The following is a 16,486-nucleotide window of genomic DNA, read 5'->3' as shown; positions in this document are numbered from 1 at the left end:
TGTGTTATCTACTCATGGTAGTTTACACGTTTTCTGCGGGGTGCTGCACGCGTTGTTCCGCTGGGCGGATCCGGAACCAGATTGCATACATCGCGGGCAGGAAAACGAGCGTGATGATGGTTCCGCCCAGCGTTCCGCCTATCAGCGTGTAGGCCAGCGTGCCCCAGAACACCGAATGCGTCAGGGGAATGAACGCCAGCACGGCGGCCATGGCGGTCAGAAGGACCGGGCGGGCGCGCTGGACCGTCGCTTCAACCACCGCCTGGAACGGCTCGAGACCCTCCTTCTGGTTATGATCGATTTGACCGATCAGGATCAGCGTATTGCGCATCAGAATGCCGGAAAGGGCGATCAAACCGACCAGCGCGTTGATGCCAAACGGCTGATTGAAAATCAACAGCACGGGCACCACGCCAATCAGCCCCAGCGGCGCGGTTAAGAACACCATCACCATCGCCGAGATTGAGCGCACCTGCAAAATGATGATCAGCAGCGTCAGGGCAATCATGATCGGGAACAGCGGGATCATTGCCTGCGTGGCTTTGCCTGATTCCTCAATCGAACCCGCCATGTCGATACGGTACCCGGCCGGCAGCGCATCAACAATCGGCTGGAGCTGCTTCATGATGGCGACCGACACATCCGGTGGCTGAAGATTGTCAGCGATATCGCCCCGAACGGTTATCGTCGGCGTGCGATCGCGACGACGCAGGATCGGATCTTCCATGCCGATCTCAATTTTGCCGATTTGAGACAGCGGAACGCGCTGTCCCGCATTGCCGACAAGGGTAAAGCCCTCTATTTTTGCCGGATCAAGACGGATATCTCCCGCCGCGCGGCCAACCACCTCTACCGAGCGAATATCTTCCCGCACGGAGGTGACGGGCACGCCAGAGAGCAGGAACTGAAGCTGCTCGGCAACGGCACTGGAGGTTAATCCGGTTGCCTGCAGGCGGTTTTGATCGAGGGTGAAATGCAAGACGGGAACGCGTGACCCCCAGTCGGTGTTGACGGTTCGCATCAACGGGCTTGCCTGGAGCACGGCTTTCACCCTATCAGCGATGTCATGCACCTGTTCGACATCCGGACCCGTCACGCGCCAGGCAACCGGGAAGGGCGAGTAGGGGCCAAACACCAGCTGCGTCACCCGCACGCGTGCTTCGGGCGCCAGGCCGTTGGCGACCGCTTCTCTCAGCCGGAGCTTGAGCGCCTCGCGTGACGTCTCGCTGTCCGTCAGGATCACGATTTTCGCAAAAGACGGGTCGGGCAGTTCAGGCGCCATCGCCAGATAAAAGCGGGGCGAACCCTGACCAATATAAGCAGTGACGATTTTGGCTTCAGGCTGCTGGCCAAGCCACGCTTCTATTTTTGCCGCTGCGGCGCTGGTTTGCTCTATCGAGGTACCGTAGGGCATCTGCACCTCAACCAGGACTTCCGGGCGATCGGAGGTCGGGAAAAATTGTTTTTTTACCAGACTCATTCCGAGCACGGCCACGATGAAAATGGCGACCACCGACCCGGCTACCCGCCATTTTCTGGCGATAACGCGGGCAAGCAGCTGGCGAAAACGGTTATAGCGAGGCGTGTTATAGATGGCGGCATGACCTCCTTCTACTTTGGGGATCGCCGGCAGGATCTTCACCCCAAGATAGGGCGTGAACACCACCGCGACAAACCACGACGCAATCAGGGCGAGGCCGACAATCCAGAACATATTGCTGGTGTATTCCCCGGCGGTCGACTGGGCAAAACCATTCGGCATAAAGCCAATGGCCGTCACCAGGGTACCGGCCAGCATGGGTGCGGCGGTATGGCTCCAGGCAAAGGCCGAGGCTTTGATTTTGTCATAACCTTCTTCCATCTTAACCACCATCATTTCGATGGCGATAATGGCATCATCCACCAGCAGGCCGAGGGCGAGGATCAGGGAGCCCAGCGTCACGCGGTCAAAGTTTATTCCCGCGGCTTCCATCACCACGAAAACGACCGCCAGCGTCAGCGGGACCGCCGCCGCAACCACCACCCCCACTCGCCAGCCCATGCTGACAAAACAAACCACCATGACCACAAGCAGGGCGACGAAGAATTTAATCATAAACTCATCGACCGACGAGCGAATATTCACGGACTGGTCGGTGACCTTGGTCAGGGACATGCCGAGCGGCAGGCTATCATTTATTTTTGCCGTTTCTGCATCCAGCGCTTTACCCAGCGCCAGGCCGTTCCAGCCTTCGCGCATCACGATGCCCAGCAGAAGGGCGGGTTCATGCTGATTACGTATCAGCATCGTCGGGGGATCTTCGTAGCCCCGTTCAACCGTCGCCACATCGGACAGCTTTAGCGTTTTGCCCTGAGCCACAAATGGCGTATCGCGAATTTTCTGCAACTCATCGAACGCGCCGTCCAGGCGGATAAAAATTTGCGCGCCTCGGGTCTCAATGGAACCCGCCGCGGCTAGCGCGTTCTGGCTGTTGAGGGCATTGAAAATATCCTGCGGTGAGAGCCCGATCGTCGCCAGACGGTCATGGGAGAAGGAGATATAAATCCGCTCGGCCTGTTCGCCGATAATGTTCACTTTCTTCACGCCGGGAACGTGCAGAAGCTGCTGGCGCAGGCCTTCGGCATCACGTACCAGCTGCCGCTGCGGTTCGCCTTTCGCTTTCAGGGCAAAGAGGGCAAAGGTAACATCGGAGAATTCGTCATTGATCATCGGGCCGATGACGCCCGCCGGAAGACGCTGCGATTCATCCCCAAGCTTCTTACGCGCCTGATAGAACTCCTCCTGCACTTCGGCAGGCGGGGTTTTGTCCTGCAATGACAACGTGATAAACGCCATGCCGGGGCGGGTATAGGTTTCGGTACGGTCATACCATTTGAGTTCCTGCAGGCGCTTTTCGAGCGGTTCGGCGACCTGATCCTGGATCTCCTGCGCGGTGGCACCCGGCCAGACGGTTATCACCGTCATTTGCTTTACCGTGAAGGGCGGATCCTCCGCGCGCCCGAGCCCAAAGAAGGCGTAGATTCCGGCAATCGTGACCAGAACGATCAGAAACAACGTGATGGAACGTTCGCGGACGGCCAGCGCTGACAGGTTGAAGCGGCTTCCGCTCATGGTGTGTTCTCCGCCAGGGCGGCATTGCGTTGTTTAGCAAGCCTGACGACCTCACCTTCGTGCAGAAGATGTGCGCCTAACGCAACAATCTTCTCACCGGGCTTCACCCCGCCCGTGACCTGCACCGCATCTTCACCCACGCTCAGCACCTTGACGGGCGTCCATGCAACCTTTGCCGGCTGGGCGGAAATGCGCCAGACGCCCGGACCTTTTCCTGCATCATAGAGTGAAGCCAGCGGGACCTGCATGACCTGACCTTCCGCTTTATTGTTCTGAATATTCAGCGTGACGGTCGCCCCCAGCGGCGCGTTCGCCAGCAGGCCATCCAGCACGTAGCGGGCTTCATACGTGCGGGTCGCGGCATCGGCCGAGTCAGACAGCAGCCGCAGCGTTGCGGTGACCGGGTGTTCTTCATTGCCATAAAGTGTGGCCTGCGCTTCGCTGCCGACGGCAGGGCGCAGCGTTTCCGGAAGCTGCACGAGCGCTTCACGCTGTCCCGCTCTGGCGAGCCTGATCGTCACCTGTCCGGCACTGACGACCTGGCCCGGCTCGGCGAGCGTCTCCATGACCACGCCGTCTGAATCCGCCAACAGTACGGCATAGCCCGTGGCGTTTTGCGCCACGCTGGCCTGCGCCCGGGCGGCGCTGAGATCGGCTCTGGCCGTATCGGCTGCCGCTTTGATCTGGTCATACTCCGAGGCCGATACGGCGCCGGACGCCACAAGACCGCGATAGCGCGCCTCATCGCTGGAGGCTTTTCGCGCGCGCGCCTGGGCAGCATCCACCGCACGCTGCTGCGCCTGGGCCTGTAATTTCAGGTCAACCGGATCCAGGCGCAGCAAGGGCTGACCCTGTTTGACGGTTTGCCCCGTATCAACCAGTCGCTCAAGGATTTTTCCCTGAACCCTGAAACCCAAATCGCTTTGCGTTCTTGCGACCACTACGCCGGTGAAGGCGCGGGCGGTATTGTTCGCAAGCTCGACGGATGTGGATCTGACGAGCGGTGGCTTTGTGCGCGGATCGTCACTCGCGGAAATATCGCCGCACGCCACGAGGGCAAACGGCAGGAGACAAACGGCAACGCGGGCTGAAGTGAGCCTGAGCATGGGAAACCTTTTTGACGTAACAGGACGGTATCCGCATTCTCTGGCTAGTGACCAAAAATGTCAATGGTCACAAATTAGGGGGCCAGGCTTCTTAAAATCATTGATGAGAGAAGCACCGCCGCGGTAGGGGCCATTTCGAGGTTGTACTGCAGCTGAACGGGGTTAATGTAAGGACACATCACCATATGGATAGCCTGTGTAACCTCATCCAGCGGCGTTTTTCTCTCAAACTCTCCGGCCTGCCTGCCTTCGATGATGATGCTCTCAATCAGCTTCATCAGGCTTTCTGAATACCGTTCTGTCGACGGCCACTGCTCGCGTGCGGCGACGGCGGCAATGTCGTAAAGCTTACGGTCGTGGAAAAACAGCTCGCTCCCCGCTTCGGTGAGCGCCTTGAAAAGGCGGCGTAATCTTTCGCTTGCTGACGGGGCATCCTTGATGGCGGAAAGCACCGCCGCCATGATCAGCTCCAGGCGGTTAGCGCAGATCACTTCGCCGATAGCCTGTTTGGAATCGAAAAACTTATAAATGTAGGACTTTGAAAAACCGATGGATTTAGCCAGTTCGGCGACGGTGGTTTTTTCATAGCCGTAGTGACCGAAGTGCTCAAAAGCGGCTTCGACGATTTGCTCTCTGACAGCGTGGTCAAGTGGACCACGTGCTGATGGGGGGTTCATATTTTTAGTCATTATTTAAGCTTAGCGTGACGGGCTACGATTAACAACGAGTGACCATTTCGTACTTTAGTTACCGCCATTTATCATGAGCCCTTCAGACGGGACGATCAACCAGGTGGGGTAAGTGTATCACTGTTTTTCGTGCACTATGGCATCTATCTGTCTGCGATAAGCGAGGATTTCAGCGCAACTTCCTTGCGCTGAACAGAGCCGTTTTGCTTAAGCCGAGCGTGGACGCAATATGATCAGAATGTCGAGGAAAGCCGCGTTTTGAACGGCGGGTGAGTGGAGGCCGCAAAACCGATGCGGCCTTATCTATCAGGCAGCCAGTTCAGGCATCTGCTCCTTCACGAAACTCAACACTTTCTTCGCGTCCAGGGACGCATAGGGCAGGCTCTCAATAATAGCGATCGAACGCGTATTACCCACCGTTTCTTTTATCTCATCGAGTTTGTACTGAATGTGCGGCGCGATAAGAAAACCGTCGAAAGCGGGGGCGACGCTGGCGAAGTTATCCAGCCCAACGGCGCTAATCATCAGCGGATAGCCTTCATGTTCTGCCAGGGACTGCATTTTTTTTGCAAGAGAGTTTGCGGTATTACCGAACAAACAACATATCAGAAGCTTTTTCATATTTTGTTCCTCCTGAAAACCGCTCCTAGCGTAGTCCTGAGGTTGTCACCGAAATGCGCGCTATCTCTTATTTTGGTGACAAAACTATAACCCCAGATCGCTCAGTGAGGGATGATCGTCCGGGCGTCTGCCCAGCGGCCAGTGGAACAGTCGCTCAGAGGCTTTTATCGGCATATCGTTTACGCAGGCAAAGCGGCGCTTCATCAGTCCGTCCGGCTCAAACTCCCAGTTTTCATTGCCGTAAGAGCGGAACCAGTTGCCGGAATCATCATGCCATTCATAGGCATAGCGAACGGCGATGCGGTTATCCGTAAACGCCCAGAGCTCTTTAATCAGACGATAGTCCAGCTCTTTTTTCCATTTCCGCTCCAGAAACGCCTGCGCCTCTTCACGGTTGGTGGCGAACTCTGCGCGGTTGCGCCACAGGGTATCCAGCGTATAGGCCAGCGCGACTTTCGCCGGGTCGCGGCTGTTCCATCCATCTTCTGCCAGTCTGACTTTTTCGATGGCGCTTTCACGGGTGAAGGGCGGTAAAGGAGGGCGTGCGTTCATTGCGATTACCTCTGCGTTATATGATGTAGACAGGTCTGTCTACATGCGGTAATCTATGCCTGTAAAATAACGCTGTCAACATCCGTTTTGAGGCTACCCAAAAGTGAAAACAGAACCTGCAGGTAACGATACAAAAATCAGCGTCAGAGATAAGATATTATTTACGGCGCACGATCTGTTTTATTCCACAGGCTTCAGGGCGACGGGCGTGGATACGCTGATTAAAGCGTCGAAAGTCACCAAGGTGACTTTCTATCGCCATTTCCCGAGCAAAAGTTTACTTATTCTCGCCTATTTGCACTATCGGCATGAAATATGGATTGACTGGTTTGAGTCCACGCTGCATCGACATCTCGTCGAAGGTAAAGTACCTTCTGATGCGATACCTGCAACGCTTTACGAATGGTTTATTTCGCCCGAGTTCCACGGCTGCGCGTTTATTAATGCCAGCGCAGAGGCAAAATCGGAAGATATTGAAAGCGAAATAAAAGCGATATGCCGAAATCATAAAGGCGAAACAAAGAAAGTAATTGCATCTCTGACGAAGATCGCGGATGCGCGCGTCGTCAATGAAATCATGCTGCTCATCGACGGCGCAATTATTCATGCACAAATGGGCATGGATTCAGAAACGGTCATAAATGCGTTAAAAACGGGCATAGAGAAGCTGACCTGTCGGTGATATTCCCCTGTGATGAATCAGCCCTGGCGCCGGGCCGATTAAGCACCCGCATTACACTGTCGGAATGGTGCCGCCATCAATCACAAATTCAGTACCTGTGATACTCGCAGCATGCGATGAAGCGAGGAAAACGATGAGGTTGGCCACCTCAATCGGCCTGGCTGGGCGTCCGAGTGGTATTCCACCCAACGCCTTCATAATGATCTGTTTGCCGCCTTCGTAGTCTGTTCCTGCCTGCTTTGCCAGCCTCTCCGCCAGTGCAACCGCAGCTTCAGTTTCGATCCAGCCGGGTGCGACGCGCACCACCCGAACCCCCTTCGGCGAGACTTCCTTTGAAAGACTTTTACTGTAGGTTGAGAGGGCTGCTTTAGCCGCCGCATAACCCGTTGTTGATTCCGGTAACGGCAGTTCGCGTTGAATAGACGTCACGTGAATAATCACCCCGTTTCCCTGCGCGAGCATTCCGGGAAGCAGGGCGCGATCTAAGCGTACTGCAGACAACAAATTAAGATTGAGCTCCTGCTGCCACTCCTCCTCGCCAAGCGCAGCAAAACCGCCACCGGGTGAGGTTGAACCGCCTGCAACATGGATAATTACGTCGACACCTCCCATCTGTTCCTGAACCGCGGATGCGACTGAGGCACATCCAGCGACGGTAGTAAGGTCAGCGGCTACGAAAGTATCCGCGATATTTACGTCCGGCTCGTGGCGCGCCGTGGTAAATACCGTTGCGTCGAGTTGTTTTAAAAGTCCGACGACTGCTTTTCCGAGCCCTTTCGTGCCAGCGGTAACAAGCACGCGTTTGCCTTTAAAATTAATGTCTAATGACATGGCCTTTCACTCCCGTTATTTACAGTACAGGTATATTCAACATAGACTGATAAATTGACAAGTACGCACGAAAAAGTGAGTTACTAAATTATGAGTAAGTTATATAGTCCCGAATCTGCTGCAAGCGGCGTGGAGCAAGTATTACGGCTGCTGGAAGGCCGCTGGAAATTAATTATTCTTTTTCATCTTTTCGACGGGAAAGTGCAGCGCTACTCTGATTTCGAAAAACTGATCCCCGGTATTTCCCAGAAGATGCTGGCGCAGCAACTTCGACAACTCGAGTCCGACGGTATCGTTTCGCGGATGGTCTACCCTCAGGTGCCACCAAAAGTGGAATATCGACTCACCGAATGGGGGCAGGCACTATGCCCGGCGCTTGATGCCATGCTGAAATGGGCAGAAAAACGTGAGGCTTACGCAAGCCTGTAAACCCGGCGGCCAGCATGCTTCAATGGGATGGCGTTATCCGTCACCCATTTATGCAAAGGAAACGAAAAAATGAGAACACAGAAAAGATGCCTGGGCTGCGTGGCCATTGTGGTTGATGACTACGATCGTGCCATTGAATACTACACAGACAAGCTGGGTTTTACCCTCGTAGAAGATACCCCTCAACCGGGTAAACGCTGGGTGGTCGTCTCACCCAATCCGGAAAGCGACTGCAATATTTTGCTGGCTCGTGCATCTAACGAGAGGCAGGAAAGCTTTATCGGCAATCAATGCGGCGGCAGAGTTTTCCTGTTCCTTCAGACGGATGATTTTTGGCGCGATTATCATGCAATGAAAGACAAAGGCGTTCATTTCTGCGAAGAACCCCGTGAGGAAGAGTACGGTACGGTGGTGGTGTTTGAAGATATTTACGGCAACCGCTGGGACCTTTATCAAAATGCCCAACGCGGGTGATTACCTGGGATACTTTTCATGTCTCTTCGAATTCGACAGGCCACTGCGGCCGATTCAGAGCTCTTAACCGAGCTGGGATACCGCATCTATCCCGCCCATTTTCAGCATCTGTGGGTGTCAGAGACAGAAATGAAGGATTTTCTGCACGGCGAGTACGCGCTTTCTGTAGTTGAACGGAGCCTGAAAGATAACGCTGTTTCCTGGTATGTTGCCGAGACCGATTGACCGGTGGGATTCATGAAAGTGACCTGGGAAGCCAGGATCCCGGAAACGGATAAGCAGGGCGTTCTCCTCAACAAGCTCTACCTCGATCCCGCCGAGACCAGCAAGAACTATGGTCAGGTGATGTTCAACCACATCATCGACATGGCCCGGAGCCTGGGGAAAGACTATCTCTGGCTGGAGGTGCTTGAGCAGAACGCGGGCGCGTACCGGTTCTACCAGAAGCAGGGCATGCTCTGCGTTAAGAACGTCCTTTTCGAAACTGCTTCACAGCAGAGCATAATCAGGATTATGGGGATGCCTCTTTAGAATGCGCGTCATGCTGTGCCAGCGACAGCGCGCTGGCGCTGGCGGGGTCGAACAGTGAGATGCTTTCGATCTGATTGAGTAAAATCACCTTCCGGAATGACATGGCGCTGCGGGGTTCAGAGTCGAGCGTGATGTCATGCTCTGCATACCACTTGCTGTAATTATTCTCGATGCGAAAGTTCATCGTCTTCGCGTCTCTGTACCCGCTTAACATCGGGATCAGCACGATATTGGCCGTTTTTTCATATTCCAGCGTCGCGGTGTGGATCATGCCGACGTAAATCCGCCTGGAACGGAGCGTAACCTGCGCCAGTTCGCCTTGCTCCATACACTGGTACAGCAGTTGTTCGATACCGCTCGACTGCGCCAGACGTTTGTAGAGCTTTTTCCGGCTTTCACCGTCCAGCCTGGCGCTGCCTGCCCAGTTAGAGCGGTAGAGGCAAAACAGGATGGCAAACGCCAGCATCACGACCACCGGCGCCTGAATGCCTAAAAAGCTCCAGTTCATAAAGTCGATTTGCCAGTCGGTATATTTTGGTGAGGCAAAGTGAAAAGCGTTGTTGGCGGCAGAAAGGGTAAGCAGGAGCAGCCAGAGCAGACCGGTGGCAATCACGCCCTGCAGAACGAAAATACAGCCGTACAGCGCCACAAGGAAATAGACGTCCCAGCCAAATGAGCGCTTGATTTTAAAGCGGGTCGACAGGTCGCGACTGGTATACCAGTACCCGCATACCATCAGCACCATAAATATCGCCGTTCCCATATCAGGCCCTCTTCAGCGTGTTGACGTGACGCAGAAAATCCTGCCGCACCTCGTTGCTTTTGTAGTTCACCGAGGCGTTTCCGTCCTGGTCGATAATGATGCGATCGCCATCTTCGACGGCTTCAATGATTTCCTGCTGACTCATCACCTGGAGCAAAGATTCGGGGCTGGAGAAAAGGGAGAAAAAGAAGCGTTTCACGGCAGACATCCTTATGAATAAAAGGGATAAGCCTGGAAGAAGACCGGCAAGTTTGCCTTAAGGATAACCTGAAAGTGAAAGCCGGGCGGCGGCTTCGCCTTACCAGGCCTATAAAACCCACTCTTTTGCATGACTTTAAATCATTGATATATAGCCAAAATAAAAAATAGATCGTCACAAACTTGGACAAATAACGTTAATTGTGTAAGTTTTAATTATGCGATTACGCCACGTTGTTTACAGCCAGGATGTGACCCATGAGCACTTTGCCCTCTGTCGTGAGTCGGTTTGTTGAGTACTACGCCGCACTGGATAGCCAGCCGCCGTCCGCGCTGGTGGGGCTTTACCATTCAAATGCCTCGCTTGTCGATCCGTTTGGCGAGCATGACGGGATTTTCGCGCTTCAGCGCTATTTCACCCATCTGCTGGCCAACGTCGAGCATTGCCGTTTTACCATCGATTCGCCGCTGTGCAGCGGTAGCCGGTTTGTTGTCACCTGGGTAATGCACTGGTCGCACCCGCGCATTGGCGGGGGAGAGCCGCTCGAACTGCCGGGGTGTTCAGTGGTGCACACCGAAAACGATCTCATCACGCACCAGCGCGACTACTACGATGCGGGAGAGATGATCTACGAACATCTTCCTCTGCTTGGCTGGGCGGTGCGCGGCGTGAAGCGGAGGGTCAAATCATGAAGACGGTGCTGATTACCGGGGCAAGCTCGGGCATCGGTGCCGGGCTGGCGAAATCCTATGCCGCTGACGGCTACCACGTGATTGCCTGCGGACGCGATCCGGCGCGTCTTGAAGCGCTGCATCAGACCTGCCCCAATCTCACCGTTCGCCTGTTCGATATGACAGACAGGGACGCCTGTCGCCAGGCGCTGACCGGCAGCTACGCCGATCTGATTATTCTCTGCGCCGGTACCTGCGAATACCTCGAGCAGGGCGTGGTGGATGCGGCGCTGGTGGAGCGGGTTATGGCGACAAATTTCCTCGGCCCGGTGAACTGCCTGGACGCGCTGCAGTCGCAGCTGGCGGCTGGCAACCGCGTGGTGCTGGTGAGTTCCATGGCCCACTGGCTGCCTTTCCCTCGGGCTGAGGCCTACGGCGCGTCCAAAGCGGCGCTGAGCTGGTTTGCCGAGAGCCTGCGGCTGGACTGGGAGCCAAAAGGGATTGCCGTGACGGTTGTCTCTCCGGGCTTTGTTGATACGCCCCTGACGCGCAAAAACGATTTTGCCATGCCGGGCAGGGTGAGTGTCGACGACGCGGTTAGGGCGATCCGTACCGGGCTGGCGGCAGGGAAAATGCATATCGCGTTTCCTGACGGGTTCGGCTTTATTTTGCGGTTGCTCTCCGGGCTGCCCGCGTTTCTTCAGCGCGCGCTGCTGCGCAGGATGGTGCGTTCATGAACATTGCGATTATCGGCAGCGGCATCGCCGGGCTGACCTGCGCCTGGCGCCTGGCCGGACACCATCAGGTGACCCTGTTTGAAGCGGGCGCCACGCCCGGCGGCCATACCGCAACGGTTGACGTGACGACGCCACAGGGCACATACGCGATCGATACCGGGTTTATCGTCTACAACGACCGCACCTATCCGCGCTTTATGGGCCTGCTCAGCGAGCTGGGCATCAGCGGGCAAAAAACGCAGATGAGCTTTTCGGTGCACAACCCGGCGACAGGGCTGGAGTACAACGGACACACCCTGACGTCGCTGTTTGCCCAGCGTCGAAACCTGGTGAATCCGGCATTCTGGCGGCTGCTCGGGGATATCGTCCGCTTCAATCGCCTGGCGAAACAGGCGCTGGACGGGGAGGTGGATCCGAACGCCACGCTGCAGACGTTTCTGGACCAGCACGGCTTCACGCCGTTTTTCGCGCAACACTACATTCTGCCGATGGGGGCCGCCATCTGGTCATCGTCGCTGCAGGAGATGAAGCGTTTCCCGCTGCCGCTCTTTTTGCGCTTCTTCCACCACCACGGCCTGCTGGATATCACCCAGCGCCCGCAGTGGTACGTGGTGCCGGGCGGCTCGCGGGAGTATATCCGCGCCATGCTCGACAAGCTGGGTGACCGTCTGAATCTGCATCTTAATTCACCGGTGCAGCGCGTGAGCCGCCACGAGCACGGGGTTACCCTTGAGCTTGAAAACGGCAGCCATACCTTCGATCGGGTGATTTTTGCCTGCCACTCCGCCAGCGCGCTGGCGATGCTTGATGACCCAACGCCCGCGGAGCGCGAGGTGCTGGGCGATATCGGCTGGCAGCGCAACGAGGTCGTTTTACACAGCGATCCGCGCTGGCTGCCGGTGCGGCAGCGGGCGTGGGCCAGCTGGAACTATCGCCTGAGCGCTCAGGAACAGGCCAGCGCCTGCGTTACCTACAACATGAACATCCTGCAGGGGCTGCCTGCGGGCAGTCCGCTGTTCTGCGTCACCCTGAATCCGGACGCGCCGGTAGATGAACGTTTCGTTCTGCAACGCTTTGTCTATGAACACCCGCTGTTTAACCCGCAAAGCTGGCGGGCGCAGGCGCGGCGCGGCGAGATCAATGGCCACCAGCGGAGCTGGTACTGCGGGGCCTACTGGTACAACGGTTTTCATGAAGATGGCGTGCGCAGCGCGCTGGACGTGGTCAATGCGATAGCGGCCGGAGAGGGGAACTGAGATGAACAGCTGCCTCTATCACGGCGTCTTACGCCACCGCCGCCTCCAGCCGAAAACCCACGAATTCAGCTACAGCGTCTTTATGGCCTGGCTGGATCTGGATGAACTGCCTCTGCTGTCGTCCGTCGGCGTGCGGCGCAATCGCTTTGCCGCCGCCTCGTTCCACGATGCGGACTATCCGCTCGGCACGCCGCTCAAAGAGAACGTGCTGAGCAGGCTGGAGAGCCTGACCGGAGAACGTCCGAACGGGCGGGTCATGCTCCTGACGCAGCTGCGCTATTTCGGCTTTCATTTCAATCCGGTCAACTTTTACTACTGCTACGACGGGAAGGGAACGCTGCGCTGGGTGCTGGCGGAGGTTCGCAACACGCCGTGGAATGAACGTCATTACTATGCCGTCAACGGACAGGATGCGCAGCCTACCGAAAAAGCGTTTCACGTTTCCCCCTTCAACCCGATGGACATGATCTATCACTGGCGCTTTAACGACCCGGACAACACGCTGCATATGCACATTGAAAATCATCAGGAAGCGAAGGTGTTTGACGCCACGCTCGCGCTGCGTCGTGCGCCTTTAACGCGCCCCGCGCTGCGCTCGCTGTTGCTGCGCATCCCGCTCATGACACTGAAAACCTTTTTTGCCATTTACTGGCAGGCGCTGCGCCTGTGGCTCAAGCGCGTGCCGCTGTATAACCACCCCGTCAGCAGGAGTGAACGCTCATGACCGATCCCGTCTTTGCGTTAGAACCCGATATCCCGCGCAACGTCCGCATCGCGCGATGGCTGCTGTTTCGTCTGTTAGGCGGCATCCGCGGCGGCTCGCTCACGCTGCGTGAAGGGGCACAGACCTTTCATTTTGGCGAGACATCCACCGCGCTGCATGCCGACGTTCAAATCCTCACGCCCGGCGTCTACTGGCGCGTCTTAACGGGCGGAAGCCTTGCTGCGGCAGAAGCCTGGATGGACGGCGAATGGGAAACCGCGCAGCTTACGCCGCTTCTGGAACTGCTGGCGCTCAACGGCGAGGTGCTTGGTCGTCTGGAAAATGGGTTCCGCCTGCTCGGCAGGCCGCTGGAGCGGCTGCGCCACTGGACGCGGCGTAACTCCCGCGTGCAGGCGCGCGAAAATATTGCCGCCCATTACGATCTGGGCAATACCTTCTATGCCCATTTTCTGGATAAAGAGCTGCTCTATTCCAGCGCGCTGTTTACCGCAGACGAGCAGGATCTGACGGCGGCTCAGCAGGCCAAAATGGCGCGCCTGTGCGACCAGCTCGCGCTAAGCCCGGGTGACCACCTGCTGGAAATTGGCACCGGCTGGGGCGCGATGGCGGAATACGCCGCCCGTCATTATGGCTGTCGGGTAACGACCACCACGCTGTCGCAGGAGCAATATATCTGGGCGACCGAGCGGATCGCCCGCGCCGGGTTGCAGGATCGCGTTGAGGTCCTGCTCTGCGACTATCGCGACCTCACCGGACAGTACGACAAGCTGGTCTCGATAGAGATGATTGAGGCCGTCGGGCAACGCTATCTGCCGACGTTCTTCCGTACCTGCCAGTCGCGGCTGCGCCCCGGAGGACGGATGGCGATTCAGGCCATCACTATTCAGGACCAGCGCTATCGCGACTACAGCAAAAGCGTCGATTTTATCCAGCGCTACATTTTTCCCGGCGGCTTCTTGCCGAGCATTACGGCGATGAACGAGCTGATGACGCGCCACACCGATTTCGTGGTGCGCAATCTCTTCGACATGGGGCCGGACTACGCCCGCACGCTGGCCCACTGGCGGCAGCGCTTTGTCCACGCCTGGCAGGAGATTGAAAAGCTCGGCTTCGACGAACGGTTCCGCCGCATGTGGCTGTACTACTTCGGCTACTGCGAGGCCGGGTTTAACGCTCGCACCATCAGCGTGGTGCAGCTGACCGCCGAGCGCGTATGAGACGTTACGTTCAGGTCTTTCTGCTGGCCGTCGCGTTCGATCTTTACTGGGCGCTGGTGGTGCTCTTTCGCGAACAGGGCCTGATTGTCTGGCTCGCGCTGGCGATCATGGCGTGCCTGCTCTTGCCGCCGGCGTACCGTTTTTACGCCATTGGGCTGGCTGCGGCGGGCAGCCTGCTGGACGCGCTCTGGGCCCTGACCGGGCTGATTGCCTTCACGGGCGAGTCCCTGATGCCGTTATGGATGGTGGCATTGTGGCTGATGTTCGCCACGGTCTGGACGCAGCTGACGCGCACCACCACGCTACCCGGCTGGCTGTTGACCCTGCTGGCCGCCGTGGGGGGGCCGGTGGCTTACCTGTTTGGCGAGCGGCTAGGGGGCATTACGTTTCTGGAGCCAACCTTTATCGTCGTGAGCTGGATGGCGCCGGGCTGGCTGGTGTTGATGCTGTTTTTCCACCTGCTGATGGGGAGACAAAAATGAGATCTGCGGTTTTGCTGCTTTGGCTGACGCTGGTTGTGCCTGTTGCCCAGGCTGCCGACTGGCTTGCCTGGCGGAAGGTGGGTGACGCCACGCTCACCTGGGGACCTTTCACCGTCTATACCTCCCAGCTGCGCACTCCGGATGGCCGTTACAGCCGGGACAATCAGGATCAGGCGCTGATTATTACCTACGCGCGCGACATCGATCGCGATGAACTGGTTGAGGCGACCCGCGACCAGTGGCAGGCGCAGGGGATCCTGGCCCAGGAACCGCAAAGCGAAGCCTGGCTGCGGATGCTCCAGTCCCTGTGGCCGGATGTCCGACCGGGCTCACAGCTGGCGTTTGTTCTCAACGATAAGCAGGGGCAGTTCTGGTACCGCGAGTCGGCTACCCGCAAAACCTTTATTCCACTCGGACCACGCCAGTCGGAAGCGTTCAGCACCCGTTTTCTGGCCATCTGGCTCGATCCCCGCACGCAATATCCTGAGCTGCGTCAGCAGTTAATCGGAGGCCAAAAATGAAACGTATCCTGATGATGGCGCTGGCATTCACGATGCTGCTGGCGGGCTGTAGCACCGAGGTGAACGAATATCGCCAGCAGCAGCCGCGGCTGGATATCTTCCACTACTTCCAGGGCAAAACCGAAGCGTGGGGGATGGTGCAGGATCGCAGCGGCAAGCAGATCCGCCGTTTCCACGTTGAGATTGCCGGGGAGGTTATCGGCGATACGCTGACGCTCAATGAGCACTTTGTCTACGACGACGGCGAGAAGCAGCAGCGGGTCTGGCATATTCGCCGCGTGGGGAACGATCGCTACGAGGGAACGGCAGGGGATATTGAAGGGGTTGCCACGGGACAGGCTGCAGGCAACGCCTTTAACTGGCATTACAGCATGAACGTGACGGCCAACGGCAGCACCTGGCTACTGAGCTTCGACGACTGGATGTACCTGCAGGATGAGACCCATCTGTTTAACAAAACCGAGATGAAGAAGCTGGGCGTTACCGTCGCTACGGTAACGCTGTTCTTTACCCGTAAAGAGTGATGATGCGAGCATCGAACTATCCCCTCGCCCCTTTGGGGAGAGGGTTAGGGTGAGGGGGAACATACGGCTGTAGTGGTCATTCCGTTCACTTCATGTTTCTTGCTACTCTGTAACGACGTGACCGGTGAACGTGCCAGGGTGGCTCAATCGCCACCACCCTGGCGACCCGGGCTCCCGGCGGTAAATCGCCGCTTCGCGGTGCCCTCAGCTTTTTCCTCCAGGCTATCGGGTCGGGCATGAGCCTGCATCCCTGCAGGCCACGCCCTCTCGGCGCATCCCTGCGCCTCGCCCCGGCCTTGCGGAAACGCTTCGGCGATTTACAGCCGGACCAGGGCGTCGCTGGAAGTTAATTATTTCAATTTAAA

21 protein-coding genes are annotated in these 16,486 nt (G+C 57.1%); 13 read left to right on the top strand and 8 right to left on the bottom strand.

Going from position 1 to position 16,486, the window contains the following annotated elements; translation table 11 throughout:
- Positions 1-22 precede the first annotated feature (22 nt).
- From V4835_RS12635 to V4835_RS12615, 5 genes are all read right to left on the bottom strand, one after another.
- Positions 23-3,112 (bottom strand): efflux RND transporter permease subunit, encoded by a 3,090-nt coding sequence (locus tag V4835_RS12635; protein WP_331412373.1) that lies wholly within the window; start codon positions 3,110-3,112, stop codon positions 23-25.
- On the bottom strand, positions 3,109-4,218 hold the full coding sequence (locus V4835_RS12630; RefSeq protein WP_331412372.1) for an efflux RND transporter periplasmic adaptor subunit: 1,110 nt from the start codon (positions 4,216-4,218) through the stop codon (positions 3,109-3,111). Before V4835_RS12630 ends, V4835_RS12635 begins: the two co-directional genes overlap by 4 nt.
- Before the next feature lie 74 nt (positions 4,219-4,292).
- A complete protein-coding gene (locus V4835_RS12625; RefSeq protein ID WP_063145706.1) occupies positions 4,293-4,907 on the bottom strand; it encodes a TetR/AcrR family transcriptional regulator in 615 nt (204 codons plus the stop codon).
- Positions 4,908-5,213: 306 nt separating this feature from the next.
- The gene (locus V4835_RS12620) at positions 5,214-5,528 is read right to left on the bottom strand and encodes a PTS sugar transporter subunit IIB (protein ID WP_063145707.1); all 315 of its coding nucleotides are present in this window, start codon (positions 5,526-5,528) and stop codon (positions 5,214-5,216) included.
- A gap of 84 nt (positions 5,529-5,612) precedes the next feature.
- Positions 5,613-6,080: a nuclear transport factor 2 family protein gene (locus V4835_RS12615; protein WP_331412371.1), complete on the bottom strand. Its 468-nt coding sequence runs from the start codon at positions 6,078-6,080 to the stop codon at positions 5,613-5,615.
- Positions 6,081-6,183: 103 nt separating this feature from the next.
- On the opposite strand from V4835_RS12615, the gene V4835_RS12610 reads away from it, so the two are divergent.
- Positions 6,184-6,762, top strand: a complete 579-nt coding sequence (locus V4835_RS12610; RefSeq protein ID WP_331412370.1) for a TetR/AcrR family transcriptional regulator — start codon at positions 6,184-6,186, stop codon at positions 6,760-6,762.
- Between the two features lie 51 nt (positions 6,763-6,813).
- On the opposite strand, the gene V4835_RS12605 is transcribed toward V4835_RS12610, so the two are convergent.
- The gene (locus V4835_RS12605) at positions 6,814-7,593 is read right to left on the bottom strand and encodes an SDR family oxidoreductase (RefSeq protein ID WP_331412369.1); all 780 of its coding nucleotides are present in this window, start codon (positions 7,591-7,593) and stop codon (positions 6,814-6,816) included.
- A gap of 90 nt (positions 7,594-7,683) precedes the next feature.
- On the opposite strand from V4835_RS12605, the gene V4835_RS12600 reads away from it, so the two are divergent.
- The 4 genes from V4835_RS12600 (at position 7,684) to V4835_RS12585 (ending at position 9,027) form a co-directional block, all read left to right on the top strand.
- Positions 7,684-8,022, top strand: a complete 339-nt coding sequence (locus V4835_RS12600) for a winged helix-turn-helix transcriptional regulator (RefSeq protein WP_063145711.1) — start codon at positions 7,684-7,686, stop codon at positions 8,020-8,022.
- 69 nt (positions 8,023-8,091) lie between these two features.
- Positions 8,092-8,496 carry a VOC family protein gene (locus V4835_RS12595; protein ID WP_331412368.1) on the top strand — a complete coding sequence of 135 codons (405 nt, stop codon included), beginning with the start codon at positions 8,092-8,094 and terminating at the stop codon, positions 8,494-8,496.
- 18 nt (positions 8,497-8,514) lie between these two features.
- Complete coding sequence (locus V4835_RS12590; protein WP_331412367.1) at positions 8,515-8,721, top strand: hypothetical protein; 207 nt, start codon at positions 8,515-8,517, stop codon at positions 8,719-8,721.
- 12 nt (positions 8,722-8,733) lie between these two features.
- Entirely contained in the window at positions 8,734-9,027 is a 294-nt protein-coding gene (locus tag V4835_RS12585; RefSeq protein ID WP_331412366.1) for a GNAT family N-acetyltransferase, read from the top strand.
- Here the strand turns inward: V4835_RS12585 and V4835_RS12580 are convergent.
- Together V4835_RS12580 and V4835_RS12575 are read right to left on the bottom strand one after the other, a co-directional pair.
- Positions 9,008-9,790 (bottom strand): hypothetical protein, encoded by a 783-nt coding sequence (locus V4835_RS12580; RefSeq protein WP_331412365.1) that lies wholly within the window; start codon positions 9,788-9,790, stop codon positions 9,008-9,010. The genes V4835_RS12585 and V4835_RS12580 overlap by 20 nt on opposite strands.
- A gap of 1 nt (position 9,791) precedes the next feature.
- On the bottom strand, positions 9,792-9,998 hold the full coding sequence (locus V4835_RS12575) for a hypothetical protein (RefSeq protein WP_370733120.1): 207 nt from the start codon (positions 9,996-9,998) through the stop codon (positions 9,792-9,794).
- A gap of 248 nt (positions 9,999-10,246) precedes the next feature.
- On the opposite strand from V4835_RS12575, the gene V4835_RS12570 reads away from it, so the two are divergent.
- From V4835_RS12570 to V4835_RS12535, 8 genes are read left to right on the top strand one after another with little or no spacing between them, the layout of a single operon-like run.
- A complete protein-coding gene (locus V4835_RS12570) occupies positions 10,247-10,681 on the top strand; it encodes a nuclear transport factor 2 family protein (protein ID WP_331412364.1) in 435 nt (144 codons plus the stop codon).
- Positions 10,678-11,397 carry an SDR family NAD(P)-dependent oxidoreductase gene (locus V4835_RS12565; protein WP_331412363.1) on the top strand — a complete coding sequence of 240 codons (720 nt, stop codon included), beginning with the start codon at positions 10,678-10,680 and terminating at the stop codon, positions 11,395-11,397. Before V4835_RS12570 ends, V4835_RS12565 begins: the two co-directional genes overlap by 4 nt.
- Positions 11,394-12,653 carry an NAD(P)/FAD-dependent oxidoreductase gene (locus V4835_RS12560; RefSeq protein ID WP_331412362.1) on the top strand — a complete coding sequence of 420 codons (1,260 nt, stop codon included), beginning with the start codon at positions 11,394-11,396 and terminating at the stop codon, positions 12,651-12,653. Before V4835_RS12565 ends, V4835_RS12560 begins: the two co-directional genes overlap by 4 nt.
- Position 12,654: 1 nt before the next feature.
- Entirely contained in the window at positions 12,655-13,377 is a 723-nt protein-coding gene (locus V4835_RS12555; protein WP_331412361.1) for a DUF1365 domain-containing protein, read from the top strand.
- On the top strand, positions 13,374-14,594 hold the full coding sequence (locus V4835_RS12550; RefSeq protein WP_331412360.1) for a cyclopropane-fatty-acyl-phospholipid synthase family protein: 1,221 nt from the start codon (positions 13,374-13,376) through the stop codon (positions 14,592-14,594). Before V4835_RS12555 ends, V4835_RS12550 begins: the two co-directional genes overlap by 4 nt.
- On the top strand, positions 14,591-15,076 hold the full coding sequence (locus tag V4835_RS12545) for a DUF2878 domain-containing protein (RefSeq protein WP_331412359.1): 486 nt from the start codon (positions 14,591-14,593) through the stop codon (positions 15,074-15,076). The genes V4835_RS12550 and V4835_RS12545 overlap by 4 nt, the downstream gene beginning before the upstream one ends.
- Entirely contained in the window at positions 15,073-15,597 is a 525-nt protein-coding gene (locus V4835_RS12540; protein ID WP_331412358.1) for a hypothetical protein, read from the top strand. The genes V4835_RS12545 and V4835_RS12540 overlap by 4 nt, the downstream gene beginning before the upstream one ends.
- Positions 15,594-16,121, top strand: a complete 528-nt coding sequence (locus V4835_RS12535) for a DUF3833 domain-containing protein (RefSeq protein ID WP_331412357.1) — start codon at positions 15,594-15,596, stop codon at positions 16,119-16,121. The genes V4835_RS12540 and V4835_RS12535 overlap by 4 nt, the downstream gene beginning before the upstream one ends.
- The last annotated feature ends 365 nt before the right edge of the window (positions 16,122-16,486 follow it).

The organism is Enterobacter cloacae complex sp. CARB60, from assembly GCF_036487345.1.
Taxonomy (GTDB): Bacteria; Pseudomonadota; Gammaproteobacteria; order Enterobacterales; family Enterobacteriaceae; genus Enterobacter; species Enterobacter asburiae_D.
Note: the sequence above shows the minus strand (reverse complement) of the source record. Positions and strands in the feature narration are given on the sequence as shown.

Excerpts from the sequence above, each read along its gene's own strand:
- V4835_RS12585 (WP_331412366.1), top strand. The coding sequence starts at position 8,734 with ATGAAAGTGACCTGGGAAGCCAGGATCCCGGAAACGGATAAGCAGGGC.
- V4835_RS12580 (WP_331412365.1), bottom strand. The coding sequence starts at position 9,790 with ATGGGAACGGCGATATTTATGGTGCTGATGGTATGCGGGTACTGGTAT.
- V4835_RS12565 (WP_331412363.1), top strand. The coding sequence starts at position 10,678 with ATGAAGACGGTGCTGATTACCGGGGCAAGCTCGGGCATCGGTGCCGGG.
- V4835_RS12550 (WP_331412360.1), top strand. The coding sequence starts at position 13,374 with ATGACCGATCCCGTCTTTGCGTTAGAACCCGATATCCCGCGCAACGTC.
- V4835_RS12630 (WP_331412372.1), bottom strand. The coding sequence starts at position 4,218 with ATGCTCAGGCTCACTTCAGCCCGCGTTGCCGTTTGTCTCCTGCCGTTT.
- V4835_RS12625 (WP_063145706.1), bottom strand. The coding sequence starts at position 4,907 with ATGACTAAAAATATGAACCCCCCATCAGCACGTGGTCCACTTGACCAC.
- V4835_RS12635 (WP_331412373.1), bottom strand. The coding sequence starts at position 3,112 with ATGAGCGGAAGCCGCTTCAACCTGTCAGCGCTGGCCGTCCGCGAACGT.
- V4835_RS12595 (WP_331412368.1), top strand. The coding sequence starts at position 8,092 with ATGAGAACACAGAAAAGATGCCTGGGCTGCGTGGCCATTGTGGTTGAT.
- V4835_RS12615 (WP_331412371.1), bottom strand. The coding sequence starts at position 6,080 with ATGAACGCACGCCCTCCTTTACCGCCCTTCACCCGTGAAAGCGCCATC.
- V4835_RS12590 (WP_331412367.1), top strand. The coding sequence starts at position 8,515 with ATGTCTCTTCGAATTCGACAGGCCACTGCGGCCGATTCAGAGCTCTTA.
- V4835_RS12555 (WP_331412361.1), top strand. The coding sequence starts at position 12,655 with ATGAACAGCTGCCTCTATCACGGCGTCTTACGCCACCGCCGCCTCCAG.
- V4835_RS12560 (WP_331412362.1), top strand. The coding sequence starts at position 11,394 with ATGAACATTGCGATTATCGGCAGCGGCATCGCCGGGCTGACCTGCGCC.
- V4835_RS12575 (WP_370733120.1), bottom strand. The coding sequence starts at position 9,998 with ATGTCTGCCGTGAAACGCTTCTTTTTCTCCCTTTTCTCCAGCCCCGAA.
- V4835_RS12620 (WP_063145707.1), bottom strand. The coding sequence starts at position 5,528 with ATGAAAAAGCTTCTGATATGTTGTTTGTTCGGTAATACCGCAAACTCT.
- V4835_RS12600 (WP_063145711.1), top strand. The coding sequence starts at position 7,684 with ATGAGTAAGTTATATAGTCCCGAATCTGCTGCAAGCGGCGTGGAGCAA.
- V4835_RS12545 (WP_331412359.1), top strand. The coding sequence starts at position 14,591 with ATGAGACGTTACGTTCAGGTCTTTCTGCTGGCCGTCGCGTTCGATCTT.
- V4835_RS12535 (WP_331412357.1), top strand. The coding sequence starts at position 15,594 with ATGAAACGTATCCTGATGATGGCGCTGGCATTCACGATGCTGCTGGCG.
- V4835_RS12570 (WP_331412364.1), top strand. The coding sequence starts at position 10,247 with ATGAGCACTTTGCCCTCTGTCGTGAGTCGGTTTGTTGAGTACTACGCC.
- V4835_RS12540 (WP_331412358.1), top strand. The coding sequence starts at position 15,073 with ATGAGATCTGCGGTTTTGCTGCTTTGGCTGACGCTGGTTGTGCCTGTT.
- V4835_RS12605 (WP_331412369.1), bottom strand. The coding sequence starts at position 7,593 with ATGTCATTAGACATTAATTTTAAAGGCAAACGCGTGCTTGTTACCGCT.